Here is a 24045-nt window from a genome sequence, read left to right on the forward strand (position 1 = left end):
AACACCTACCAGCGTCGGTGCTGGCAACCGGTGCCGATATGCTCAGCAACGCCATGGACGAGGCAGGTTCCGCATCGGCCGACGCTTCGCAATCCGCCGCCACGCAGGCGGCGGCGGCCGGCGGCGGTCACTATCCCGAGAGTCTGGATGCCGGGCTCCTCCGGATCACCGGCGTCTGTGTGCTGGCCTCGGTGATGGCGGTGCTGGACGTCACCGTCGTCAGCGTCGCGCAACGCACTTTTATCGTCCAGTTCGGGTCTACCCAAGCCATCGTCGCGTGGACCATGACCGGCTACACGCTGGCGCTGGCAACCGTGATTCCGATCACCGGGTGGGCAGCTGATCGGTTCGGCACCAAACGGCTTTTCATGGGTTCACTTGCGGCGTTCACGCTGGGCTCGCTGCTGTGCGCGTTAGCGCCAAACATCCTCTTGCTCATCATATTTCGGGCGTCACAGGGTATTGGCGGCGGCATGTTGTTGCCGCTGACATTTATGATCATGACCCGCGAAGCAGGACCGGCACGACTGGGCCGCTTGATGGCGGTACTGGGCATCCCGATGTTGCTGGGCCCAATCGGTGGGCCGATCTTGGGCGGTTGGCTGATCGACGCCTACGGCTGGAAGTGGATCTTCCTGATCAACTTGCCGGTCGGGCTGTTTGCGTTCGCCCTGGCGGCACTGGTGTTCGGAAAAGATCGCCCAGCTCCGTCGGAGACGCTCGACTTCATCGGCGTGCTGCTGCTGTCGCCCGGCGTGGCGACATTCCTGTACGGGGTGTCGTCCATCCCCGACCGCGGCACTGTGGCCGATCGTCAGGTGATGATACCGGTGACCATCGGCCTGGCGTTGATCATCGCGTTTGTCTTGCACGCCTGGTTCCGCGCTGATCACCCACTGATCGACCTGCGACTGTTCAGCAACCGGGTAGTCACCCGAGCCAATGTGACGATGCTGGTGTTCGCTGTCGCATTTTTCGGCACCGGCCTGCTGCTGCCGAGCTACTTCCAGCAAGTGCTGCACCAAACGCCGATGCAGTCGGGTGTGTACCTGATTCCCCAGGGACTCGGCGCCATGCTGACGATGCCATTTGCCGGACGTTTCATGGATAAGCGGGGACCGGGCAAGAGCGTGTTGTTGGGCATCATGCTGATATGCGTGGGTTTGGGTACGTTCACGTTCGGTGTGGCTAGGCAGGCCGACTACCTCCCGACGCTGCTGGCCGGGCTGGCGATCATGGGCATGGGCATGGGCTGCACCATGATGCCGCTTTCCGGGTCGTCCGTGCAGGCGCTGACCCCGCATCAGATCGCCCGCGGCACGATGCTGATCAGCGTCAACCAGCAAGTGGGCGGCTCGATGGGAACCGCGCTCATGTCGGTAGTGTTGACCAGTCAGTTCAATCGAAGCGAAAACATCACCGCCGCAAACAAGCTCGCGCTTGCCGAACACAACGCCGCCCGTCGCGGGGTGCCGGTTGACCCATCGGCAATTCCGGGCCAGGCCCTCACCCCCGATTTCGCGGGCAGTGTGCTGCACGACCTTTCGCACGCCTACGCCACAGTGTTCGCGCTGGCGGTCGTGTTGGTGGCGTCCACCATTATTCCGGCGGCGTTTCTGCCGAAGAAGCCACCGGGCCAACGCTAGTTTGGAGTTCGGGTCGCGAGCGCGCGTGTTTGTACAACGACACGCCGTTGCAGCCGGCATTTTGCGGACGCTCGTCACATGGGTCAAGCGGCACGTCGTAGAGCCGACGCGAGCCGGCGACTTGGCAGCCATGTTTTTGCTGACCGGGGTGCTCGAACTACTGGGCGCCGCGGGCTGTTACTTCCCGTTACCCGCATAGCCTCGGCCGTGTGCTTGTTGGCGCTGATGCTGGCCATGTTCCCGACCAACGTCTACGTCGCGCGAATGCCCCATCCGCCCAAGTCGATGACGACGCGGCTATCCCTGCGCACCGCCACCGCGGTCGTCTACCTCGCCGCTGCCATAATGGTCGCCGTTGGCAGCAGCTAGCAGCCAAGCATATTGGAACGCAGTTTCCTGCCAAGCCTTGTAGCGTCCGCTGACGCCACCGTGGCCCGCAGCCATCTGAGTTTTCAACAACACTGGTTTTCCGTCACTCTTTGTGTACCGTAGCGCCGCAATCCATTTCGCCGGCTCCACGTAGTAGACTCTGGTGTCGTGCAGTGACGTCATGGCCAAGATGGCGGGGTACTGCTTGGCTTCGATGTTCTCATAGGGCGAATAAGACTTCATATATGAGTAAACATCGCTGTCGCTCAACGGATTTCCCCATTCATCCCACTCCGTCACGGTCAGCGGCAACGACGGATCCAGAATGGTGGTCAGCGGATCGACGAACGGCACCTGCGCGAGGATTCCGGCGAAGAGATCCGGCGCCATGTTGGCCACCACTCCCATCAGCAGACCGCCAGCGCTGCCGCCCAATGCTACTAATTCTTGCGGTCGGGTCTGCCCCGACTCCACCAGATGCGTTGCCACCGCCACGAAGTCGGTGAACGTGTTCTTCTTCTTCAAGAGCTTGCCATGCTCGTACCATAGCCGTCCCATTTCACCACCGCCCCGAACATGGGCGATGGCAAACATCATCCCCCGGTCCAGCAGCGACAGCCGCGGGATGGAAAAACTTGGATCCGTGCAAATCTCGTATGCGCCATAGCCGTAAAGTAGTGCTGGAGAAGGGAATTTGATGTCGACGCGATGAACGATCGACACCGGGATCCGGGTGCCGTCGTCCGCCTGCGCCCACTCGCGCCGCTCAACATAGTCCTCATGCCGGTAGCCGCCAAGAACGGGCTGCTCGCGTAGCAATGTCCGCTCACCGGTAACCAAATCCATGTCATAGACGCGCACCGGGGTGACAAACGATCCTGCCCGGATCCGCAATTTGGGCGAGACCCAGTTCGGATTGGCGCCCAGGCTGACCCACATCAGCTCGGAGTCGAACGAGATCTCGTCGGGTTCCCCGTAGTTCCCGTCGGAGTCGATAGACCACAACTGAACTCGGGGCAACGCCTCACGCCGATAGCTGACCACCAGATGACCGGCGAAGGCATCAACACCGTCCAGTCGGACGTCGTCGCGATGCGGGATCAGAGTGCGCTGCTGTTCTGGATCGCCAACCGGGGCCTCCACCAGCGTGAAGTTCACCGCACCGTCATTGTGCAAAATCAAGAACCGGTCCTGTCCCCCGACTAAGCCGCCGGGTGCGTGCTCCACCGAATACTCGATGCCGTCACGCCGTGGCAGCACAACGGTGAATTGGGCATCCGGGTTAGTCGAGTCCGCGTAGCGCCACTCGGAGGTGATGGCCGACCCGGCGGCTATAAATACGTAGGCTTCACTTCGGCTGAGCCCCACCGCGAGCCAGAACCGTTCATCAGCTTCGTGATAAACCTGCTCCGACAGCTCGCCAGAGCCGAGCCGATACCGCCACACTGTATCCGGACGGCGGGCCTCATCCAAGGTCAGGTAGTACACGGTGCGGTTGTCGGCAGCCCACGTCGCTCCGGCGCCAATATCCGCGATCTCGTCAGGGTACTGCTCTCCGGTGCGTAAGTCCTTGAACCGCAGCGTATATTGCTCGTCCCCGACGACGTCCACAGAATACGCCAGCAGATTGGAATCCAGGCTAACCATGAAGGTACCCAGCGCGAAAAAGTCGTGGCCCTCCGCCTCGACATTCGAATCGAGCAAAACCTGCTCGCCGGGTATCTCAGTATTCTCGTCTAGGGCTGGCGGGGTCCAATCATCGGGATCGGTTACTGGGCAGCGACACTGGACGCGATACTGCTTACCCTCGAAGGTACGCGCGTAGTACCACCAGTTGGCTTGACGAGTCGGCACCGACAGGTCGGTTTCCTTAGTGCGCGCCTTGATCTCATTGAAAATCTGCTGCTGCAGCGGCTCAAGGTGGGCAGTCGTCTGGTCGACGTAGTCGTTTTCAGCCTCGAGGTAAGCAACAACTTCCGGATTGTTCTTGTCGCGCAACCATTCGTACGGGTCAAAGAAGACGTCTCCGTGGTGCTCCCGGCGCGTCTCTACGCGCTTGGCGATCGGCGGTACGGGTCTGCCTATGGAAGTTTTTGTCATGCTCCTGGACCGATCCAGTTATCGAAGCTCATACCTGAAATCCGTTCATAAGCACTGATATAGCGACGGCGGGTGGCCTCGATAATGTCATCTGGGAGCGGCGGTGGAGGCAATGCGCCAGCGCGGTCCCAGCCCGACTCGGGGCTGGTGAGCCAGTTGCGGACGAACTGCTTGTCGAAGCTGGTCTGGACCACACCGATTCGGTAGTCGTCGGCCGGCCAGTACCGCGAGGAGTCCGGCGTGAAGATTTCGTCGGCCAGCAGCAGGTTGCCGTCGCGGTCGATACCAAATTCAAACTTGGTGTCAGCGATGATGATTCCAGTCGTCAGTGCGTGATCAGCGGCCTGAAGATAAATCTGCAACGTGCGGTCGCGCAGTTGGTTGGCGCGCACCGCGCCCACCATCTCGATCACGTGAGCAAACGAAATGTTCTCATCGTGGTCTCCCAGAGCCGCTTTCGTCGCCGGGGTGAAAAGCGGAGCGGCAAACCTGCTGGCCTCGACCAGGCCCGGCGGCAACGGGATGCCGCACACCTTCCCGGTGGCCTGATAGTCCAATAGTCCCGAGCCGGTCAGGTAGCCGCGAGCTACACACTCCACCGGCAGCATGTCGAGCTGCCGAACCACCAGCGCGCGGCCAAGCAGCTCCTCGGGGATGCGCGGGTCGTCGGGTGGCCCCGCCAGGTGGTTGGGGGCGTCGACGAAGCCGAAGAAAAACACGCTCATCGCGGTCAGGATCCGGCCCTTGTCCGGAATCGTGCTGTCCAGGACGTAGTCGAAGGCCGATATCCGGTCCGAAGCAACCATTAAGAGGTGCTCATCGTCGATGCGGTACATCTCGCGGACCTTGCCGCTGGCCAGATGCCGGTAGTCGGACAATGCGGGGCGCATCGGGTTAGCCTATCCGGGACCCCAAAACGGGCTTTCAGACCGGCTCTGTGCTGGGATCGGAGCTATGACTTCGCGGTTTTTGCCCTACGCCACTACCCCCGGCCGGCTGACGGCCCAGCTGTTCAGCGACGTCGCCGTCGTGGTATGGACAGCGGTCTGGGCGCTGGTCGGTGTAGCCGTGTACGACGCCATCTCGACAATCGCCGATGCCGGAGCGCAAGTCGAGAACGGCGCGCACGGGATCGCCGGCAACCTGGCGTCAGCAAGCCATGGCATGCAACTGATCCCGGTGCTGGGCAATGCAGTGAGCAAGCCCCTGACGTTGGCCAGCGCGGCCGCGCTCGACATCGCGGACGCCGGGCATAGCCTGGACACCACAGCGCGCTGGCTCGCGGTGTTGCTCGCACTGGCGGTCGTCGCGTTGCCGATCTTGATGGCGGTGGTGCCGTGGCTGTTCCTGCGGCTTCGTTTTTTCCGGCGCAAATGGACGGTGACCACCCTGGCCGCGACCCCGGCCGGCGAACAGCTCCTGGCGCTGCGCGCCTTGACACGCCGGTCGCCGAGCAAGCTCGCCGCCGTGAGCGCGGATCCGGTCGGCGGGTGGCGCCGTGAGGACCCCGGCACCATCCGCGGTCTGGCCGCGCTCGAACTGCGATCGGCCGGGATCACGCTTCGCGCGCACTAACTGGACTCAGCCACGTCGCCAGCTCGACATCGACGAACCTGATCGTCACTGCTCCTCAAGCAGTTCCACAACCAAGTGCCGGATACCGGTATGCCGGTTGCTGCGAGTCCATTCGACCGGCTGTACAACCCGCACCGTGTCGAAGCGCGACAGCAGTTCCTCGAACAGCACGCGCAGTTCCAGCCGAGCCAGATTGGCGCCCAGGCAATAGTGCACGCCCTGGCCGAAGCCTAAGTGCGGATTGGTTTTTCGGGCAATGTCGAACTCGTCGGCGCGGTCGAACACGCGGCCATCGCGGTTAGCTGAGCCCTCCCAGATCTGTACCTTCTGTCCGGTCTTAATCGGCTGTCCGCCGAGCGTAACGTCGCGTGTAGCGGTGCGCCGCTTGGACGGCGACGGCGACGTCCACCGCACTATCTCCTCGATCGCCGATGGCAACATACCGAAATCCTTACGCAGCGTGTGTAATTGCTCGGGATGATCGGCCAGCGCCAGCAGCCCGCCCGCGATCGCGTTACGCGTCGTCTCCGCACCGGCGCTAAACAGCAGACTAAAGAACAAATACAGCTCGAGATCCGACAGGGTCGGCGCCGCTGGGTCGTGCAGCGTCGCGTTCGCGACTACCGACAACATGTCGTCGGTCGGCTCGGCACGTTTCGACGCGATCAACCCCTGGCCGTAGGCGTACATCCGCGACCCGGCCGCCGCGGCACTTTCCGAGACGGACATCTGCGCCAAAGATGCCTTGCGCGAGCCGCCGAAGTCGAACTGAGGCTCGATCGCCTCGAATAGCCAGTGTCGTTCCGATTCCGGCACTCCCAACAGGATGCAGATCATCTGCATTGGTAGTTCGGTGGCAATGTCAACCAGAAAATCGAACGGTTCACCCGGCACCACCGCGTCCAGCAGTCGGCGCGCACGGGCCCGCAGATCGTCCTCGACGCGACGGATCATCCGCGGTGTCAGCCCGGAGCTCACGAGTCGCCGAATTTGCGAATGCCGCGGGTCGTCCATCATGTTGAGCACCTGGCCCGCGATCGCCAGATCCTGCAACAGGGTGCCACCAAACGGTCGCTGACCACCGGTGACCGATGAGAATGTTCCCGGATCCTTCAGCACCACAAGCGTTTCCGCGTACGTGGCAACGGACCAGAAGCCCTCCGCGTCAGGAGTGTTGTCGGTCGGCTCGTGCCAGTAAACCGGCGCTGCGTGCCGATGGATAGCAAACAGCTCATGCGGGAAGCCGTTCGCGAAGTTATCCAGATCGGTGAAGTCGATCTCGGAGAGCGCGCCGGCCAGCGTCACAGGATCGCACCTGGCGTGTATTTGGCCGCGTCCGGGTAGCGGCCCACCAGCTTGTCGACCAGCCCAGCCACCTCGTCGACCTGGTCTGCCGCGGCGCCGGTGAACGCCTTCTTGTCGGCCAGCGCGGCGTCTAGCGCCGCTCGGTCCAACGGCAGCCGTGCATCGGCAGCCAACCGGTCCAGCAGGTCAGGCTCGGCGCCGTGCTCTCGCATGGCCAGCGCCGTGGCCACCGCGTGTTCTCGGATCACGTGATGAGCGGCCTCGCGACCCATACCAGCGCGTACGGCCGCGATCAGCACCTTGGTGGTGGCTAGGAACGGCAAATAGCGGTCCAGCTCGCGGCCGATCACCGCCGGGTAGGCGCCGAACTCGTCGAGCACCGTCAAAAACGTCTCGATCTGCCCGTCGATAGCAAAGAAGCTGTCCGGCAACGCAACTCGACGTACCACTGAGCAGAAGACGTCGCCCTCGTTCCACTGCGCGCCGGCCAGTTCGGCTGCCATTACGGCGTAGCCGCGCAACACCACCTGCAGCCCGTTGACCCGTTCACAGCTGCGGGTGTTCATCTTGTGCGGCATCGCCGACGAGCCGACCTGTCCCGGCGCGAAGCCCTCGGTGACGAGCTCGTGGCCGGCCATCAACCGGATGGTGTGCGCTAGCGAGGAAGGGCCGGCCCCGAGCTGCACCAGCGCTGAGATCACATCGTGGTCTAGCGAACGCGGATATACCTGTCCGACGCTAGTGAAAACCGTTGCAAAGCCGAGGAAGTCAGCGATTCGTCGCTCGAGTTCGGCCAGCGCCGCAGCGTCACCGCCAAGCAGATCGAGCATGTCCTGCCCGGTACCCATCGGTCCCTTGATCCCGCGCAATGGGTAACGGTCGATCAACTCGCGCAGCCTGGTCAACGCGATCAGCGTTTCCTGCGCCGCGGACGCGAAGCGCTTGCCCAATGTTGTGGCCTGCGCGGCGACGTTATGGCTGCGTCCGGCCATCACCAGGTCGCGATAGGCCACCGCGCGTTCGGCTAGCCGCGCCGCTACGGCCACACCGTGGCCGAAGACCAATTCCAGCGACCGCCGGATCTGCAGCTGCTCCACGTTCTCGGTCAGGTCGCGGCTGGTCATCCCCTTATGCACCTGCTCATGGCCGGCCAGCGCGTTGAATTCCTCGATGCGGGCCTTGACGTCGTGCCGCAGCACGCGTTCGCGGGCGGCGATCGAAGCCAAATCCACGTCACCGAGCACCCGCTCGTAGTCGGCGATCGCCTCAACGGGCACCGGAACACCCAGTTCCGCCTGTGCTCGTAGCACGGCCAGCCACAGTTGCCGCTCCGCGATGACCTTGGCTTCCGGCGACCAGATCGCGACCAACTCAGCGCTGGCGTATCGGGCGGCCAGAACGTTCGGAATGCTCACAGAAGCACAGCTTACGGTCGGGGTTCGCGCTGCAACCCGGGAACATCCACGCGACGTCGCCATATTCTTAGACCGATGTACTTCGCGGGCGTGGACCTCGCCTGGGCGGGTCGCAACCCAACCGGTGTCGCGGTACTCGATCGCGACGGCTGCTTGATGCACGTCGGCGCAGTCCACGACGACGCCGAGGTGCTGGCTGCCTTGCAGCCCTACGTGACCGGCGATTGCCTGGTTGCCTTCGACGCGCCACTGGTGGTGACCAACCGCACCGGCCAGCGACCGGCCGAGACCGCGCTCAACCGTGACTTCCGCCGGTTCGACGCCGGCGCGCACCCTGCTAACACCAGCAAACCCGAGTTCGCCGACATTCCACGCGGGGCGCGGTTGGCTCAGGCCCTGGACCTTGACATGAATCCCTGGTCAGCTGCTGGGCGGCGCGCTATCGAGGTCTACCCCCATCCGGCGACAGTGGCATTGTTCCGGCTGCCGCGCACGTTGAAGTACAAGGCCAAACCCGGCCGCAACCTTGACCTGCTCAAGTCGGAGCTGCTGTTGTTGATGGACGGCGTTGAGGATCTTGGCCACGCAGTGGTGCCGTTGCGCATTGCCGGTCATCGGGACGGTTACGACGCATGGGCCGAGCTGCGCCGGCAGGTGGCGAGCGCACAGCGCAAGAGCGAGCTGCGCCGCGCCGAGGATCCGATCGATGCCGTCGTTTGCGCCTACGTCGCGCTGTACGCCCAGCACTGCCCGGCCGGTGTGACGATCTACGGCGAGTTCGCCACCGGCTACATCGTGACGCCTTCGCTGCCTGCTGACTTGGCTCCGGTCTCCCGATCCTGGCGGTAAATGCTCACGGCCCGAACATAATTCAGGAAATACTAGCCGGATCAGATGTTCACCGGTCGCTGGTCGATGGGTGCGAGCACGTCGATAAGGTCGACCACGGTACCCAGCACAGCAGCACGCGGATCCCGCCCTTCCACCAGCGCCGAGACCACCGCACCATCGACCGCACAGATCAGCGTGCACACCAGTTCGATATGCACGGAGCGGCCCGATCGCTCGATGGCTTCGGCCACAGCTTCGGCGCGTTGCCGCAGGCTGCGGCGCATGGTTTCACGCAACGCAGGTAGGCGGGTACAGGCAATATGGCGCTCGTATCGCGAGATCAGCTGCTCGGCAAGTCCAGAACCCGACACGTCCCCCACCAGCAGATCAACCAATATTTCAGCGGTGGTCTCGGGCCCCCGACGCCGCCGCGACAGGGCACTGACCCGGGCCCGCAGCTGGGCAATCTCGATCATCCCGGTATGTTCAACCGCTCGCGCAATCAAATCGTCGAGAGACGAGAAATAGTAAGTCGTAGACGCCAACGGCAGGCCGGCCCGTCGTGCGACCGCCCGGTGTCGCACCGCTTCGAACCCGCCCTCGCCGAGCAGCTCGGCGGCGGCGCTAACCAGCGCATACCGTCGCCGTTCTCCTTTCGGAGTAACTGCTGCTGTCATGACCACCCATGCTGCCAGTCAGCGCCATAGTGCATTACCGTTTCGGCCAAACGCCTATGGCATGATGGCCCGCATGCCCGATTTGAGCCGCCGCGCCGTGCTCGGTCTGGGTGCCAGCGCGGCCGTCGGCGCGATCGGCGCATACACGCTTGACATATTGTTCCAGCCCCGAACATCACAAGCAATGCCGATATCGGCGGCGGGCACCAAGGTTCCACTGGCGCCGGCCACACCGCTCGAGCCGACCGCACCGGCTCAGACAGCGCCCACCATGGTAACCGGCTCGTTCGCGTCGGCGGCACGTGGCGGGGTAACAACCGACTGGGCGATCGCCCGCCCGCCGGGCCAGACCACAGCGTTGCGACCGATGATCGCGCTACACGGCTTGGGCGGCAGCGCGTCCAGCGTGATGGCTGGCGGCGTCGAGCAGGGCCTGGCGCAAGCCGTCGACGCGGGTTTACCGCCGTTTGCGGTGGTCTCCGTCGACGGAGGCGGCAGCTACTGGCACAAAAGGGCTTCCGGCGAGGACTGCGGGGCCATGGTGCTGAACGAACTTATCCCACTGCTGGAAACGCAGCATCTCGATACCTCACGGGTGGCGTTTTTGGGCTGGTCGATGGGCGGCTATGGCGCATTGCTGCTCGGCGGCCGGCTGGGACCCGTACGTACCGCAGCGATCTGCGCGGTGAGCCCGGCACTGTGGCTGTCCCCCGGAGCAGCCGCGCCCGGCGCATTCGACGGGGCCGACGACTGGTCGGCGAACTCGGTGTTCGGACTGCCCGCGCTGACCTCCATCCCGATCCGAGTCGATTGCGGCGATAGTGATCCGTTCTACTCGGCAACCAAGCGGTTCATAGCTCAACTGCCAAACCCGCCCGCTGGCGGTTTCTCGCCCGGCGGGCATAACGGGGGCTTCTGGAGCTCGCAGCTGCCGGCGGAACTCACCTGGATGGCACCGTTGCTGACGGCTTAAAGCGCTGTCGGCCGCGAGCGTAACCTGGCTGCGATTCCGAGCGCTCGATATGGCGGTGACGTTACGCTCGCGAGGTGAGCGCTCCCTTCGACTGGACCCTCCCTTACGCCTGGCCGCGAAAGCCTGTCCTAGCGACAAACGTTGTGTGCACATCGCAACCGCTGGCCGCCCAAGCAGGTCTGCGGATGCTCGCCGAGGGCGGGAGCGCCGTCGACGCGGCCGTCGCCACTGCCATCACACTCACAGTGGTGGAACCAGTGTCTAATGGCATCGGCTCGGACGCCTTCGCCATCGTCTGGGATGGCCAGCAACTGCACGGACTCAACGCTTCGGGTCGCTCCCCTGCGGCATGGACGCCAGAGTACTTTGGCGACAACGCTGTTCCCGAGCTCGGCTGGAATTCGGTGACCGTGCCTGGAGCGGTGTCGGCCTGGGTTGAATTGCATGCCAAGTTTGGAAAGCTGCCGTTCGAGAGGCTTTTCGAGCCGGCGATCTCATACGGCCACAACGGGTTTCTGGTCTCGCCGACCGTCGCGGAGCAATGGGCGGCACAGGTGCCGCTGTTTGAAGCCCAGCCCGGATTCGCCGAGGCGTTCCTGCCGGCCGGGCGAGCACCGAAACCCGGCGAGCTGTTCGCCTTCTCCGAGCAAGCAGTCACCCTCGAGCTGATCGGCGCAACCAACGGTGACGCGTTCTACCGCGGAGAACTGGCGGCCAGACTCGAAGCACACGCGACGGCCAATGGCGGCGTCATGCGTGCCAGCGACTTGGCCGCTCATCGCGCCGACTGGGTTGGCACGATCAACGGAACGTACCGCGGATACACCATCCACGAGATACCGCCCAACGGCCAGGGCATCGTGGCGTTGATCGCCCTCGGAATCCTGGAACAGTTCGACATGTCTTCGTTGCCAGCAGATTCCGCTGACAGCGTGCATCTGCAGATCGAAGCAGTCAAGCTGGCTTTCGCCGACGCGCAGGCCTATGTCGCCGATATCGATCACATGTCGCTACGCTCCGAACGCCTCCTGGACAAAGAGTATCTCAAGCAGCGCGCGGCACTGATCGACCGCAAGCAGGCACAACCGGCATCCGCTGGCGCCCCGACCGGGGGCACCGTGTATCTAACCGCCGCCGACGCCGCGGGGGTGATGGTGTCAATGATCCAGTCAAACTACCTGGGCTTTGGCTCCGGCGTGGTGGTACCAGGAACCGGCATTTCGTTGCAAAATCGGGGCTCGAATTTCGTTGCTGCTCAAGGCCATCCAAACTGCGTGGGGCCCAGCAAGCGTCCCTACCACACAATCATTCCGGGCTTTGTTAGCAAAGACGGAGCACCGGTGATGAGCTTCGGGGTGATGGGCGGCCCAATGCAACCCCAAGGTCATGTGCAGGTTCTGGTGCGCATCGCCGATTACGGCCAGAATCCGCAGACAGCCTGCGACGGCCCGAGGTTCCGCTGGATACACGGCCTTCAGGTCAGCTGCGAGCAAGGTTTCCCGCAGTCAACGCTGGATGAACTCCGGCGGCGCGGGCATGACCTGGTGACTGTGGACGACTACTCGCAGTTCGGCAGCTGCCAGGCGATTTGGCGCCTCGAAGACGGGTATCTGGCGGCCAGCGACCCGCGCCGGGACGGCCAAGCCGCGGCTTTCTAGGCCGGCAAGTAATCGATTGACTTAAAGCAGGCGGCGAGTCAGACCTAATAAATAAACCAACCGTCAGTCTAATAATGAGGGTTGATGGCGAGAACAGTCAACGTTGCTGAGCACACTACGCGGCGTGATGAGATCCTTGATGCGGCGCAGCAGTTGATCCTGTCCATCGGCTATGAGCGTCTGACGGTTCAGGACATTCTCAACCTGCAGATCTCCAAAGGCGCTTTCTACCAATACTTTGACTCCAAACCAACGGTGATCGAAGCCCTCACCACACGGCTGATCAGCGACTCCGAACAGGCCCTCGCGCCGATTGTCGAGATGCCCGGGACGGCGCCCGTACAGAAATTGCAAGCCTTCTTCGACGAAGATCATCCGGTGGAAGTCACAGTGGCAGAACCTCTTTGTGGCGCTGCTGTCGGTCTGGTATGGCCACGGCAATGTCGCCTTTCGGCTGCTGAGCGCGATCGTCCGTCAAGGTGTCGACGAGGGTCAGTTCATAATCGCTTATCCCGAGCAGGCCGGGGCAATCATCTTCGTCATCATTCAGTCGCTGCAAAAAAGCGATGGCCCAGCGGCTGCTTGTCGTCCGGTATCGCCGGCGTCACTGCCCAAGCTGCAGATGGTCCAATCGAGATCCGTGCCGACCTGACTGTCGCGTGTGACGGACGGTGGTCGGTCATTCGAGATCGCTCCGGCTTGCCGGTCACCGAGTATCCGATGCCCATTGAGGTGCTGTGGTTTCGCCTCCCGCGTACGGACTTCGCCGCGGAAACTCTCGGATATGTCGGCGAAGGCCAGATCGTGATCGCGATCAATCGTGGCGAGTACTGGCAGTGCGGCACGACCATCGACAACGGCGGCTTGGAGCGAATATAGGCCCAGGGCTACCGGCATTCCATTCCACAGTTGCTGCGGCCGCCCCATTCCTGGCCTCGAGCCTCGCCTCGTTGACCGATTGGGACCAGATCAAACTGCTGTCGGTACGCGCCAACCGGCTGAGGCGGTGGTCGCTGCCGGGTCTGTTGTATATCGGGGACGCCACACACGTGATGTCCCTGGTCGGCGGGATCGGCGTCAACTACGCCACCGCCGACGCGGTAGCGGCAGCCAATTCACTTGCCGGTCCGCTAGCGAACGGCGCAGTGAGTGACGATAACCTGCGCGCGGTGCAGAGACGCCGGGAGCCTCCGACACGGGTTGCTCAGTGGCTGCAAGGTTTACAGACCGCGAATCTCGTCCGAATGAGTCGGAAAGGCCCGCGCTGCGGATGCTTTACACCCCAGCGCACGACGAACGGTCATGACGGGGCATGGATGGCCAGCGCATCTACGCAACGTATTGCCCGAACGGATTGTAGCCGATCACCAGTCTCTTCGCTTGTAACGACTGTCGACTCGCTAGCTAACGGTATTGGCGTTGTCAGCCTCGGCGGTCGCATACTTGTCGGCACCGGTGGCCAAGGCGGCGGCAAAGTTGTTAAGGACCCGCACCACCTCATCGTTGATCCAACTATAGTCTATCGCGTAGTCCCCCAGTAATTCCGCTGCCTTCAGTGACACCTTGTCGTACGCGGGGGGGTATACCGTGGTTGTGGCTGGACTCACCTCAGCATCGAGGGCGACCACCAGATCGCTCATCTTTTGCACCTGAGCGGCCGCCACCGTCAACGCCTCAGGATTTGCAGTCACAAAAGACGTCCCAACTCCAACCAACCCGGTGTTGTTGACGATCGGCGGCGGCGACTGCCACGGAGTCAACTTCGACCATGCTTCCCGCACGGCACGCTCATATTCCAACATCACATCAACGTTCCTCGCCCAGAAATCTTCGTATTCCCAGTCGAGCTGGGCGATATCCGCATTGTCTTTCCAGAGTGCGTTGTTGTAGCGCAGCATAAGCCTCCGACTACGGTTGGCCTGGATCGCCTGCAGGGGCACCACTCGGCTACGTGCGTATAAATAAGCCCGCTCGATTACCTCGATCTGTCTCTTGGGCTCAGACAGCTGCACACAGAGGTCAGTCAGCCACCCCACAAACGGCCGGGCCGCCTCCACCACCTGCATCATCACCGGACCTGACCACTGCTGTTGCAGCCCTTCGAGCACAGCCATGAACGACTCCTCGAGGGCCGCCATCTTCGCAGCCAACGAATCCCATGCCGCGGCGGTGCGCTGCATCGATGCAGTACCGTCGCCGTTACACGTGTCGCGGGAGATCTTCTCCGGTGAACCATATTCGCCATACATCTGTGTGTTCGTTGTTCCTTTCGGCCTCACATAGGTTGTGACCGGGCTCGCCTCAGCACCGAAGGCAACCATCCAGTCGCTCGTCTTTCGCACCTGAGCAGCCGCCACCATCAACGCCTGGCGGTCACGGTTACAAAAGACAGCCAACACCATTCCGCGATCTACCAACCCACACAGCTGCACGCAGGATGGCCAATTACCGGTTGTTGTGTTCTTGGTACCGCCCGCGTTGGTGGCGCCAAGAACACAACAACTTCATTGCTCACAGTCGTGCGGCTGACCCAATGGGTAACTTCACGCGAACTGTCACAGCACAAGATATAGTACACGATATCGTACACTATAGCGGCAGCGTTACACCACGACCTTCATCAACACCCAAAGCACAAAAATCTACGGCACACATCACCAACAATATGCTTTACGCTGCAACCGAAATGGACTCACCCGGCAAAGGACGTGCCGGGCCGGAGCATGTTCCGGCACAGCTTATTATCGAATGCACCATCAACCATCCCGGTCGACGAACAGCTAGGCAGCATCGACAGTCAGAAAAATATGTTGCAGCATAGCTTCTTTCAATATTCCAACGACTGCTTGCCCCGCTGCATAGGTAAGCTTTGCACGCCCGTAGTCGACTGCATAGCGCAGGTTAGCTCGCCCACTTTCGTCCGCGGTGCAATACTGCACCTACGACACGGGTGCAACTCGCAGACATCAGCTCGCGAAGTCAACCCAGTTAACGCCTCAGTCCGCACCCGAGCCGCTATGCACGCATGGTACGCCAACAGCTGTGGCGCGCACCGGCGTCGGGAAGTCGAAGTTGATGAAACGAGCTTCGTGCGCTGCGATTTACGGTGGCACCACGAGCGCGCTGAATCGGCCTCGACTGCCTATTTGGGAAGTCCGAGTAGACGTTCGGCATTGAGGTGGGCAATCTTTTCCTTGTCGGCGGGATTTATTGGCATCTGTTCGAAGAATTGGCGAGCCGCCCTCATGCTGCAGAATGGGTAGCCGGTGGTGAACACGGCAGCGGCAGCAAATTCACTTGCCGGACCGTTGGCGAACGGTGCAATCCGCGACGATGACCTGAGCGCGGACTCGGCTTCCGTCGCGAACACATCCATACCGTCGAACGCCGCTAGATGTGGATCTTTCCTTCCGCCGCTGACAGGGCGATATCGTTGCGGAAATGGCTGCCAAGCAACCGAATTGAGCGGAGGATACGGTATGCGTGGGCGCGTGCCGCCAACAGGTCGGCGCCGGTCGCCACCACCGATAGCACCCGACCGCCTGACGAGACGATCGTGCCGTCGTCGCGTCGGGTGGTTCCGGCGTGTAATACCCCGTCGGCTTCGGAGCCGAAGATGATATCTCCGACCCTGGGGCGTCCCGGATAGTTTTCGGCCGCCAACACCACGGTCACGGCAGCTCCTGCACGCCAACGCAATTCGCCAAAGTCAGCCAGCGTACCCGTGCCTGACGCGTAAAGGAGCTGCCCAAGAGGTGAATCCAGCAGGGCCAGCACGGCTTGGGTTTCCGGATCGCCGAATCGACAGTTGAATTCAACGACTGCTGGCCCATTAGCGGTGATGGCGAGACCTACATACAGTAGTCCGCAGAACGGACTTCCACGCTGAACCAGTTCGGCTGCAACGGGTTCGACGATACGGGTGACCACCTGTTGGCAAACCTCGTCGGGAAGCCATGGTAGCGGCGCGTAGGCGCCCATACCGCCGGTGTTAGGCCCGGTGTCGCCGTCACCGACCCGCTTGAAGTCTTGAGCCGGCAACAGCGGCACCACAGTTCGACCGTCGACGACGCAGAACAGCGACACCTCGGGGCCGTCCAAATAGGACTCCAGCAGGACCGGGTGTCCGGCCTCCAGCAATCCCGCAGCATGGGTGCGCGCGACATCGCGATCCGGTGTCACCACCACGCCCTTGCCGGCCGCTAGACGGTCGTCTTTCACCACCCAGGCCGGGTCACCGGCGGGCGGCCCGAACCGGTCCAAGGCTGCATCCAAATGCGCTGGTCTATCGACGGTTTCGCTACGTGCAGTGTGCACACCGGCCGCCGCCATTACCTCCTTGGCGAAGGCTTTTGAGCCTTCGATGCGAGCCGCGTCCTTACTGGGCCCGAAGCAGACGATGCCGGCAGCACGCACCATGTCGGCCACTCCAAGCACCAGCGGTACCTCAGGACCGATGACCACCATGTCGGCCCGGACATTACGAGCCAGGGCGACGATATCGTCTCCGGAGCTGATGTCGACGTCGTGCTGTTCGGCCAGCCGGGCGGTGCCGGCGTTTCCGGGAGCAATGATTAGTCCCGTGACCTGTGGGTCTCTGCGAAGCGCCAGCAGCAGAGCGTGTTCACGGGCACCGGAGCCGATCACCAGGATGCGCACGACACGTCAGATTAGCTGGCAATCGCCCGACCGCTGCGCCGGGGCGGCCTTGGACGGCCCGCCGATACTTCTACGCGGGCTCGATCAGATATACCACCACCGTCTTCGACACCGCATCGATCGCGGGAGACCTCACAGGCGATTAGCTTCGAGGCTGCCTACAAATCGTGCAGACCAAGTAATGACCAGCGTCTGACGCCTCTTCAGCCGCCGCCGTCAATGCCTCGGGGACCGTGGCCAGACCCGGGAACTGTGGCCAGAAGGGGCATGCCAACTCCGCTCCTTTGTAACGAACCCGTGCCAATAGCACGGGATCCGACACCGCACAATCGAACTGAAACGCCTGGAAATCCCGGAGGCTCCGGCAGAACCAAGGCGTTTCAACCACCATCACGACGAATCAGAGACCACAGTGTCGGTACGAACTGGCACCGGCTGGACCGACCCGGCTTTGTTGACGATCGGCGGCGGCTGCTCCCACGGAGTCAACCTCGACAACGCATCCGACAAGATAAGCCGATACCTCCTCATCACCTCGCCATCCGCGGCCCAGTACCTTTCGTATCGCCGGTCGAGGGCCGCGATCACCTTAGTGTTTCGCCCGAGCTCGTTGCTATTGACCAGCATCGCCTTCCTAGCTCGATTAGTGGCGATCCGCTTCGGGTGCACCACAGTGCGACGTGCACGGCAAAAGGCCCCGGTAATACGGTGGATCTGTTGCGACGTGTTCAGCTAACAGCCTTGGCGTTGTCGGCCTCGGCGGTCGCATACTTATCAGCGTCGATGGCCAAGACATCTGCAAAATTATTGAGAACCCTCTCCGCTTCAGCGATGATCACTTCATATTGCTTCGCGTAGTCGACCAGGAACACCGCCGCCCTCCGTGACACCGCGTCGGCCGATGGGGGTTCCACACCGGTTATGGCTGTGCGCGCTGCCGCATAGACCATAGCCGTCCAACTACTAATCGCCCGCACCTGATCAGCCGCCGCCCTCAACGCCTCAGGGTTTGTGGTCACAAAAGACATGCCAACTCCATTTCGTGCTTTGCGCCCGCGTGCAGTGCACGGGCGATAGTCAGTTACCGGTTGTTGCTTCTTGGCACCACCGGCGTTGGTGGTACACAACGACTCCGCCGCTGGGCTCGCCGCAGCATCGACCTCAACCCCCCTTGGCGATCGGCGGCGGCGACTTCCACGGAGCCAATTTCGACAACGCCCCAAACACGGCATCCTCATAGTCCTTCATCACACCAATGTCCATCGCTCGAAAGGTTTCGTATTCCTGGTCGAGTTCGGCGATCTCCGCATTCCTTTGCCCAAGCGCGTTGTTTCTCACCGCATCTGCCCGGGCATCGCGGTTGTAGCTGATCGCGTCCACGTGCACCACCCGGTTAAGCGTCTGAAAATAAGCCCACGCGATTACGTCAATCTTGTCCGCGGTCTCCTTCACCTGGACAACGACGTCACACAGCCACCTCACAAACGGCCCGGCAGCCAACATCAACTCTGTCGCCACCGGACCCGACCACTGCTGTTGCAGCCCTCCAAGCACTTGCGTGAACGCCTCCTCGATGTCCCACATCTTCCAAGCCAACCCATGCCACCAGTTGATGGCGTTTACCATCGAGCCAGAACCCGGGCCGGTAAACATGTCTCCGGAGATCACTTCCGGTGGGCAGTTTTCGTAATACATCTGTTTCGTTGTCCTTTCAGCTCGTAACGACTGAAATAAGCGGCTTAGCTAACGGTCTTGGCGTTGTAGGTCGAGGCGGGTCGCGTACTCGACAGGTACATCGCCGCCACGACACCCCGTCGAGTGCCGGGCGTCTCACGAAGGTTGTCACTGGGCTCGTCTCAGCATCGATCTCCAACCACTCAATCACAAATGCCAACACCATTACGTGCTTGACGAACCCGCGCAGTTGGACCAGGGATCGCCAACTACCGGTTGCCGTGCAGCTGGCACCGCCACCGTTAGCGTTGCCATGTACCGATTTTCATTGCTCACAGTTGTATGCCCGACCTCAGCAGGTAGCTCCACGCAACTGCTACAGCCTAACATATAATAGACGTAATAGTTCACTATTGTACTACCGGTGGTGCGCCACAGCAATGGGGTGTCCGGGTGCCGTTGCAGCCGCGTCACACCGCAGTCTTCATCGACAGCGCCAGTTGTCGATCGCTACCGTGTTCTCACACAGTGCAGTACGGATGCATCAGCGAAGAGACTCGCTGACGAACAGCCAGGCCGCACCAATGAACCAACGAAACACGCTGCAGGATAATAGCATCCAAGCTGATTCAATCCGTTATAGAGGCGAGCCTTGCCCGCCGGATAGCCAGCCGTATCGCGCAAGCTGACCCGTCGCCCTCCCACACGCGGCACCACACTCGACCTACCACAGGGATGCGATCGCAGAGGTCAGTTCATGGGGTCAGATCAGCACCACCGCAACCCACATCCGGGGCGGTGCGGGGGCCGAGGGTACGCCAACCGCTGTCCTGCTCACCGGCGGGCGGCGCATGTGCTCCTCACGTCGACGACGTAGTTGTGCACGGCATTGTTGCTGACCGGCAAGACTCCGACGACGGCTGGACCAACCCGGTTTTGTTGGCAATCGGCGGCGGCGGCTTCCACCGAGGCAAGCTCGACAACGCGTCAAACACGGTGTCCGCATAGTCCTTCATCACATCAATGTTTCTCTCGCGGAAGTCTTCGTATTCCTGGTCGAGCTTAGCGATGAGCGCACTGTTTTGCCCGAGCGCGTTGTTTATCACCGCCGTCGCTGCATTACGGCGATTGTTACCGATCTCGTTCATGGGCACCACCCCGTTATATGCACATGACCAGGCCCACCCGACGTGGTAGATCTGCGCGGCGGTCTCAGACAGCTGAGCACAGAGGTCGGTCAGCCACTCCACGAACGGCTGGGCCGCCTCCCTCACCTGTGTCGCCACGGGACCCGACCACTGCTGTTGCAGCCCTTCGAACACTTGCATGAACGACTCCTCAAGGTGCGTCATGTCCCGACCCACCTTCTCCCACCACCCGGCGGCGCGCCGCATCGACTGAGACCCCAGGCCTTGATGCATGTCGGCGGTGATGGTCTCAGGAAAGCAGTTCTCGAAATACATTTGCTCGTTGTTCCTTCCGGCTCGTAACGATTGTCATGACGCCTTCAGTTAACGGCCTTGGTGTTATCGGCCTCGGCAGCGGCAAACTTCTCAAGGACCCCCGCCGAGTCAGCGGTGATCAGCCGATACCGCTTGGCGTACTCGACAAGGAACGTCGCCGCCCTGGTTGACACCGTGTCGATCGCGCATCTTTCGCACCAGGGAAGCCGCTGCCGTCAACGCCTCAGGCTCTGTGATCACAAAAACATGCCAATCCATTCCGTGCTTTATGAATCCGTGCAGTCGCACGGGGAAATGGTCAATTGCCGATTGTCGCATCTTTGGCGCCGCCCTCGTTGGTGGTGCGCAAAAACTTCCACTGCTCACAGTCGTGCCGCCAACCTCAATGGCGTAACTTCACGTAAACTGCCACAGTCGACATATAGTGTACTATATCGTCTACTACGTTGCCAAGCTGTACCGCGATCCTCATCGGTACCCCAAGCACAAAGTCCGCGACGCACAAGTCACCAACCGGACGTCTTGCACTGCAACCAAGGAGAATCCAGCGCTGACCATCCACGCAACAAAAGAACCACCGATGCGCTCATCCGATCGGAGGCAGGAACACGATCTCGCGCGAAAATCCACGGCACACAGATCACCAACCAGCGGAACACGGTGCAACTCGCAGAAATCAGTCCACGCCAACGGTTATCGCGCGCACCGACGTCGGGCTGTTCATAACATAGCCCGCGTGATCGAGCGCGGCATTGTTGCTGACCCACTAAACTCCAGCGCTGGCCCTAAGTGAAGCGCGAAGAACCAAGACGTGACAAGCAAGCGGGTGCACCACATCAAAGCTCCCCACATCACTTCCGACACCGCACAATCGAAGAGCCCGCAGCGTTTGGCTGCGCCCAACAATCGACCCGTCGGTGCGCAGAAGCTACTAATGGCCACGACACTACCCTGGCAAATAAACATACTGAGGAGATGAGCTCCGGTAAGCAATCTTCGCCATACATCTGTGTGTTTGTTGTTTCCTCGGCTCGTAACGACTGTTGCGACGCGTTTAGCTGCGGTCTTTACGTCACAGTGCAGTGCACGGCGGACGGCTGGTTTCGTTTACGGAGGCTGTGCATACGGCGCTGCAAGCCCGCCCTTCTTCCACAGCCAGTGCACCTTCTTGCGGTTCACACCGCGGTGCTCGTCATGGCGCCGGGCGGCCTACCCACGCCAGAACCCATGACAGGGATGGTCAGCGGAATTGGTGCGCAGCCACCCGCGCAGCTCCGCGTCCGATCCGCCGGAGTCAACCCGGCCGGGTCCTGCGGTAGGTAGAACGGGCAAGCCCGCCCGCCTTACACACCAACCGTTCCAACACGCCCACAACCTCTTTGAGCATGTCCACGACACGGCGCTTGGCGGCCAGATTAGCCTTGTTGACCGCCGCCATGGCCAACAACATCGACAGCTTCTACAACACCGAACGTCTCCACAGCTACCTCGTAACATCAGCCCCACAAAGTTCGAAACTCTCTGGACGTCCACCTATTGAATTCTTCATCTCGCATCACCATGGCCCGAAACGGAGGTGGCTCCCCGGACAGCGATGACGAAGGCAACGCCGGCTGGGGCAAACCCGTGTTGCTGGCGATCGGCGGCGGCTGCAGCCACGGAGTACTCAACCTCCTCATCGCACGCGACAACCTAGCCCGATACGTCATCATCGCACCGCCGTCCTGGTCCCAGTATCTTCCGTATTCACCCTCGAGTGCCGCGATCGCCGTATTGTTTAGCCCGAGCTCGTTGTCATTGACCAGCGCCAATACCTCAGCACGGTTAGCGTCGATCAGTGCCGGGGGCACCACCTCGTGATGTGCATCGAGAAAAGCCCTCAGAATGTGCTGAGTCTCGTTCCCGACATTAGTGATCTGCTTATCGAGGTCGACCAGCCAGTCCTGAAACGGCTTGGCCGCATTAATCACCTGTCTCGCCACCTCACCTGACCACTCTTCTGTCAGACAGCTGAGCATTTGGTCGAACGAACACTTGAGGTCCCACATCTCTTGACCCAATAACTCCCACTCCATGGAAGCGTGCGCCATCGATAGGGGGCCCGGGCCGTTGCACATGTTGGCGGAGTTGATCTCTGGTGGTAGTCCTTCGGAATGTGGCATGGTTGTTTGTAATTCCTTCGGCTCGTAACTACTGTGATGACTCGTAGCTCATGGCCGTGATGTTGTCGGCCTCGGCGGCGGAGTACTTAGCGGTACCGGCATCCAAGGCGAGCGCAAACTCCTCAAGAATTTCCGCCGCCGCGGCGATGGTCTGCCGATACTGCTGCCCTTTCTGGACCAGATGCGCTGCCACCCTTTGTGAGTCCGCATCGAGCGCGGGAGCCACCACCGCGGTTATCTCTGGGGACGCCGACTCGGAATTAGCCGAAATCGCCCGCTCACGAAGAGCTCGCACCGTTGCAGCCGCTTTCTGCAACGCTTCGGGGACGGTGACCACATAAGACATGACACATCAACTCCACTCCCACGATTAACGAACCCGCACACATGGCACCGGGCTGATCAACTATCGATTGTTTGCGGTGTCGGCCACCCACGTTGGTGAAGCGCAACGACTTCACGGGCACGGCTATGCGACACACCCAAGAGGGCAATTCCACGTAAACTACTGCAAATACGAGCTATTCGAGATATACACCATCGCCTGATCAGGCCTCTGTGTATCCCCTCCTAAGTTGCGGTAGGGAGATATGGTATCAGAAATTTTCGGTGTCAACGCTCCGGAGAGGCTAGCGACTGCGCGCGAGGTGCTCTGCGGGGCTCAGGCCCATGAGGTCTGGTTCGCCGATATGGCCGACAGGGTGCCTACTCGAAGAAGAGCTCCTGCAACGACACTCGCCGCGAAAAACCGTGCTGACCGACACGCCCGGCAATATCGAGATCGCGGTACCCTCGACCGCGACGGCGGCTTTGAACAGCAGACCATCCAAGAAGCAGCAGCGCCGGTTGACCCGCGTCGACGAGATCGTGTTGGCGTTGTATGCCAAGGGATTAACCACCGAAGAGATCGCCGCGCGCTTCAACGAACTCGACAAAGCGAAGATCTCGCCGGACACGATCAACCTAATCACCGACAATATCGGCCGATATGGCCGATTGAGTGTCGCGGCCGTTGGAGCCGCTCTATGCCGCGTTCAGCGATCGACCCGTCGGTACACAGCAGCTACAAATGGACGTAGACGCAGGTATCACCGCAAATCGTGTCGGCCTCGGCCAACCATCATCACGACGAGTCACGACCAAAGTGGTTTGCAGCACGTGGCACCGGTGCGACCAACCCGGTGCTGGTGGCGATCGGCGGTGGCTGCAGCCACGGAGTACTCAACCTCCTCAACGCAGCCGACAACCTAAACCTATACCGGTTCATCGCCATGCCGTCCTGGTCCCAGTACCTTCCGTATTCATCCCCGAGTGCCGCGATCGCCGCAGTGTTTTGCCCGAACTCATTGTCGTTGATCAGCGCCAACACCTCAGCACGGTTAGCGTCGATCAGTGCCGGGTCCACCACCTCGTTATGTGCAAGGCAAAGGCCCTCTCGATGTGCTGGGTCTGTATCTCGACATTAGTGATCTGGTCACTGAGGTCAACCAGCCGGTGCGCAGCCGCCCCCAATAGGCCAGACGCACGCATGCACCGCA

The 24045-nt window shown here is 61.5% G+C and carries 23 protein-coding genes and 3 pseudogenes; 9 read left to right on the forward strand and 17 right to left on the reverse strand.

Annotation, left to right across the window (positions count from 1 at the left end):
• Nucleotides 1-38: 38 nt before the first annotated feature.
• The gene (locus B586_RS17005; protein ID WP_156406915.1) at nucleotides 39-1646 is read left to right on the forward strand and encodes a DHA2 family efflux MFS transporter permease subunit; all 1608 of its coding nucleotides are present in this window, start codon (nucleotides 39-41) and stop codon (nucleotides 1644-1646) included.
• A gap of 297 nt (nucleotides 1647-1943) precedes the next feature.
• Here B586_RS17005 and B586_RS17015 read toward each other — a convergent pair whose 3' ends face one another.
• Both B586_RS17015 and B586_RS17020 read right to left on the reverse strand, forming a co-directional pair.
• On the reverse strand, nucleotides 1944-4115 hold the full coding sequence (locus B586_RS17015) for a S9 family peptidase (RefSeq protein WP_054879327.1): 2172 nt from the start codon (nucleotides 4113-4115) through the stop codon (nucleotides 1944-1946).
• On the reverse strand, nucleotides 4112-5005 hold the full coding sequence (locus B586_RS17020; protein ID WP_054879326.1) for a phosphoribosylaminoimidazolesuccinocarboxamide synthase: 894 nt from the start codon (nucleotides 5003-5005) through the stop codon (nucleotides 4112-4114). The genes B586_RS17015 and B586_RS17020 overlap by 4 nt, the downstream gene beginning before the upstream one ends.
• Before the next feature lie 64 nt (nucleotides 5006-5069).
• Here B586_RS17020 and B586_RS17025 point away from each other — a divergent pair, with 64 nt between their 5' ends.
• Nucleotides 5070-5690 (forward strand): hypothetical protein, encoded by a 621-nt coding sequence (locus B586_RS17025; protein WP_054879325.1) that lies wholly within the window; start codon nucleotides 5070-5072, stop codon nucleotides 5688-5690.
• A 45-nt stretch (nucleotides 5691-5735) separates the two neighbouring features.
• Here the strand turns inward: B586_RS17025 and B586_RS17030 are convergent, their stop codons facing one another.
• On the reverse strand, nucleotides 5736-6995 hold the full coding sequence (locus tag B586_RS17030) for a cytochrome P450 (protein ID WP_047315163.1): 1260 nt from the start codon (nucleotides 6993-6995) through the stop codon (nucleotides 5736-5738).
• Nucleotides 6992-8410, reverse strand: a complete 1419-nt coding sequence (gene purB, locus B586_RS17035) for an adenylosuccinate lyase (protein WP_047315162.1) — start codon at nucleotides 8408-8410, stop codon at nucleotides 6992-6994. The genes B586_RS17030 and purB overlap by 4 nt, the downstream gene beginning before the upstream one ends.
• Nucleotides 8411-8485: 75 nt before the next feature.
• On the opposite strand from purB, the gene B586_RS17040 reads away from it, so the two are divergent.
• Nucleotides 8486-9259 carry a DUF429 domain-containing protein gene (locus B586_RS17040; protein WP_054879324.1) on the forward strand — a complete coding sequence of 258 codons (774 nt, stop codon included), beginning with the start codon at nucleotides 8486-8488 and terminating at the stop codon, nucleotides 9257-9259.
• A 41-nt stretch (nucleotides 9260-9300) separates the two neighbouring features.
• On the opposite strand, the gene B586_RS17045 is transcribed toward B586_RS17040, so the two are convergent.
• Entirely contained in the window at nucleotides 9301-9918 is a 618-nt protein-coding gene (locus B586_RS17045; protein ID WP_047315160.1) for a TetR/AcrR family transcriptional regulator, read from the reverse strand.
• 61 nt (nucleotides 9919-9979) lie between these two features.
• On the opposite strand from B586_RS17045, the gene B586_RS17050 reads away from it, so the two are divergent.
• The 4 genes and pseudogenes from B586_RS17050 to B586_RS22845 form a co-directional block, all read left to right on the forward strand.
• Entirely contained in the window at nucleotides 9980-10891 is a 912-nt protein-coding gene (locus B586_RS17050; protein ID WP_047315159.1) for an alpha/beta hydrolase-fold protein, read from the forward strand.
• Nucleotides 10892-10965: 74 nt separating this feature from the next.
• On the forward strand, nucleotides 10966-12549 hold the full coding sequence (locus tag B586_RS17055) for a gamma-glutamyltransferase family protein (protein WP_054879323.1): 1584 nt from the start codon (nucleotides 10966-10968) through the stop codon (nucleotides 12547-12549).
• Between the two features lie 84 nt (nucleotides 12550-12633).
• Nucleotides 12634-13428, forward strand: coding sequence for a TetR/AcrR family transcriptional regulator (locus B586_RS20470; RefSeq protein WP_082607673.1), 795 nt, complete (start codon nucleotides 12634-12636; stop codon nucleotides 13426-13428).
• Nucleotides 13386-13739 (forward strand): annotated as a pseudogene (locus B586_RS22845) (FAD-dependent monooxygenase); the annotation flags it as partial. The gene B586_RS20470 and the pseudogene B586_RS22845, both read left to right, overlap by 43 nt.
• Nucleotides 13740-13949: 210 nt before the next feature.
• Here the strand turns inward: B586_RS22845 and B586_RS21490 are convergent.
• From B586_RS21490 to B586_RS17115, 11 genes and pseudogenes are all read right to left on the reverse strand, one after another.
• Complete coding sequence (locus tag B586_RS21490) at nucleotides 13950-14798, reverse strand: PPE domain-containing protein (protein WP_082607759.1); 849 nt, start codon at nucleotides 14796-14798, stop codon at nucleotides 13950-13952.
• A gap of 893 nt (nucleotides 14799-15691) precedes the next feature.
• On the reverse strand, nucleotides 15692-15919 hold the full coding sequence (locus B586_RS21670) for an amidohydrolase family protein (protein WP_211141519.1): 228 nt from the start codon (nucleotides 15917-15919) through the stop codon (nucleotides 15692-15694).
• 20 nt (nucleotides 15920-15939) lie between these two features.
• Nucleotides 15940-17208 (reverse strand): phosphoribosylamine--glycine ligase, encoded by a 1269-nt coding sequence (purD, locus tag B586_RS17085; protein ID WP_054879318.1) that lies wholly within the window; start codon nucleotides 17206-17208, stop codon nucleotides 15940-15942.
• A gap of 390 nt (nucleotides 17209-17598) precedes the next feature.
• A complete protein-coding gene (locus B586_RS17090; protein WP_082607674.1) occupies nucleotides 17599-17940 on the reverse strand; it encodes a PPE family protein in 342 nt (113 codons plus the stop codon).
• Entirely contained in the window at nucleotides 17937-18236 is a 300-nt protein-coding gene (locus B586_RS17095; RefSeq protein ID WP_054879316.1) for a PE family protein, read from the reverse strand. Before B586_RS17095 ends, B586_RS17090 begins: the two co-directional genes overlap by 4 nt.
• Nucleotides 18237-18369: 133 nt before the next feature.
• Nucleotides 18370-18903 (reverse strand): PPE family protein, encoded by a 534-nt coding sequence (locus tag B586_RS17100; protein ID WP_054879315.1) that lies wholly within the window; start codon nucleotides 18901-18903, stop codon nucleotides 18370-18372.
• Between the two features lie 839 nt (nucleotides 18904-19742).
• A complete protein-coding gene (locus tag B586_RS17105) occupies nucleotides 19743-20345 on the reverse strand; it encodes a PPE family protein (RefSeq protein WP_054879314.1) in 603 nt (200 codons plus the stop codon).
• Nucleotides 20346-20389: 44 nt separating this feature from the next.
• A pseudogene (locus B586_RS22630) lies at nucleotides 20390-20603 on the reverse strand (hypothetical protein).
• 1036 nt (nucleotides 20604-21639) lie between these two features.
• Nucleotides 21640-21795, reverse strand: coding sequence for a hypothetical protein (locus B586_RS21155; RefSeq protein ID WP_156406823.1), 156 nt, complete (start codon nucleotides 21793-21795; stop codon nucleotides 21640-21642).
• 46 nt (nucleotides 21796-21841) lie between these two features.
• The gene (locus B586_RS17110; RefSeq protein WP_082607675.1) at nucleotides 21842-22507 is read right to left on the reverse strand and encodes a PPE family protein; all 666 of its coding nucleotides are present in this window, start codon (nucleotides 22505-22507) and stop codon (nucleotides 21842-21844) included.
• 28 nt (nucleotides 22508-22535) lie between these two features.
• Nucleotides 22536-22853, reverse strand: a complete 318-nt coding sequence (locus B586_RS17115; protein WP_054879312.1) for a PE family protein — start codon at nucleotides 22851-22853, stop codon at nucleotides 22536-22538.
• Nucleotides 22854-23176: 323 nt separating this feature from the next.
• Here B586_RS17115 and B586_RS22850 point away from each other — a divergent pair.
• Nucleotides 23177-23428: pseudogene (locus tag B586_RS22850) on the forward strand (transposase); the annotation flags it as partial.
• 202 nt (nucleotides 23429-23630) lie between these two features.
• On the opposite strand, the gene B586_RS17125 reads toward B586_RS22850, so the two are convergent.
• Nucleotides 23631-23912 (reverse strand): PPE domain-containing protein, encoded by a 282-nt coding sequence (locus B586_RS17125; protein WP_054879310.1) that lies wholly within the window; start codon nucleotides 23910-23912, stop codon nucleotides 23631-23633.
• Between B586_RS17125 and B586_RS22435 the strand changes: the two genes are divergently transcribed.
• Nucleotides 23900-24022, forward strand: a complete 123-nt coding sequence (locus tag B586_RS22435) for a hypothetical protein (protein ID WP_257720468.1) — start codon at nucleotides 23900-23902, stop codon at nucleotides 24020-24022. The two genes, B586_RS17125 and B586_RS22435, sit on opposite strands and share 13 nt — an antisense overlap.
• The last annotated feature ends 23 nt before the right edge of the window (nucleotides 24023-24045 follow it).

This window comes from Mycobacterium haemophilum DSM 44634, from assembly GCF_000340435.2.
Classification (GTDB): Bacteria; Actinomycetota; Actinomycetes; order Mycobacteriales; family Mycobacteriaceae; genus Mycobacterium; species Mycobacterium haemophilum.

What these genes read in the sequence shown, in the direction of transcription:
- B586_RS17005 (WP_156406915.1), top strand. Translation starts at nt 39, where the DNA reads ATGCTCAGCAACGCCATGGACGAGGCAGGTTCCGCATCGGCCGACGCT.
- B586_RS17015 (WP_054879327.1), bottom strand. Translation starts at nt 4,115, where the DNA reads ATGACAAAAACTTCCATAGGCAGACCCGTACCGCCGATCGCCAAGCGC.
- B586_RS17020 (WP_054879326.1), bottom strand. Translation starts at nt 5,005, where the DNA reads ATGCGCCCCGCATTGTCCGACTACCGGCATCTGGCCAGCGGCAAGGTC.
- B586_RS17025 (WP_054879325.1), top strand. Translation starts at nt 5,070, where the DNA reads ATGACTTCGCGGTTTTTGCCCTACGCCACTACCCCCGGCCGGCTGACG.
- B586_RS17040 (WP_054879324.1), top strand. Translation starts at nt 8,486, where the DNA reads ATGTACTTCGCGGGCGTGGACCTCGCCTGGGCGGGTCGCAACCCAACC.
- B586_RS17045 (WP_047315160.1), bottom strand. Translation starts at nt 9,918, where the DNA reads ATGACAGCAGCAGTTACTCCGAAAGGAGAACGGCGACGGTATGCGCTG.
- B586_RS17050 (WP_047315159.1), top strand. Translation starts at nt 9,980, where the DNA reads ATGATGGCCCGCATGCCCGATTTGAGCCGCCGCGCCGTGCTCGGTCTG.
- B586_RS20470 (WP_082607673.1), top strand. Translation starts at nt 12,634, where the DNA reads ATGGCGAGAACAGTCAACGTTGCTGAGCACACTACGCGGCGTGATGAG.
- B586_RS21490 (WP_082607759.1), bottom strand. Translation starts at nt 14,798, where the DNA reads ATGTATGGCGAATATGGTTCACCGGAGAAGATCTCCCGCGACACGTGT.
- B586_RS17095 (WP_054879316.1), bottom strand. Translation starts at nt 18,236, where the DNA reads ATGTCTTTTGTGACCACAAACCCTGAGGCGTTGAGGGCGGCGGCTGAT.
- B586_RS17100 (WP_054879315.1), bottom strand. Translation starts at nt 18,903, where the DNA reads ATGTATTACGAAAACTGCCCACCGGAAGTGATCTCCGGAGACATGTTT.
- B586_RS17105 (WP_054879314.1), bottom strand. Translation starts at nt 20,345, where the DNA reads ATGTATTTCGAGAACTGCTTTCCTGAGACCATCACCGCCGACATGCAT.
- B586_RS21155 (WP_156406823.1), bottom strand. Translation starts at nt 21,795, where the DNA reads ATGTTGTTGGCCATGGCGGCGGTCAACAAGGCTAATCTGGCCGCCAAG.
- B586_RS17110 (WP_082607675.1), bottom strand. Translation starts at nt 22,507, where the DNA reads ATGCCACATTCCGAAGGACTACCACCAGAGATCAACTCCGCCAACATG.
- B586_RS17115 (WP_054879312.1), bottom strand. Translation starts at nt 22,853, where the DNA reads ATGTCTTATGTGGTCACCGTCCCCGAAGCGTTGCAGAAAGCGGCTGCA.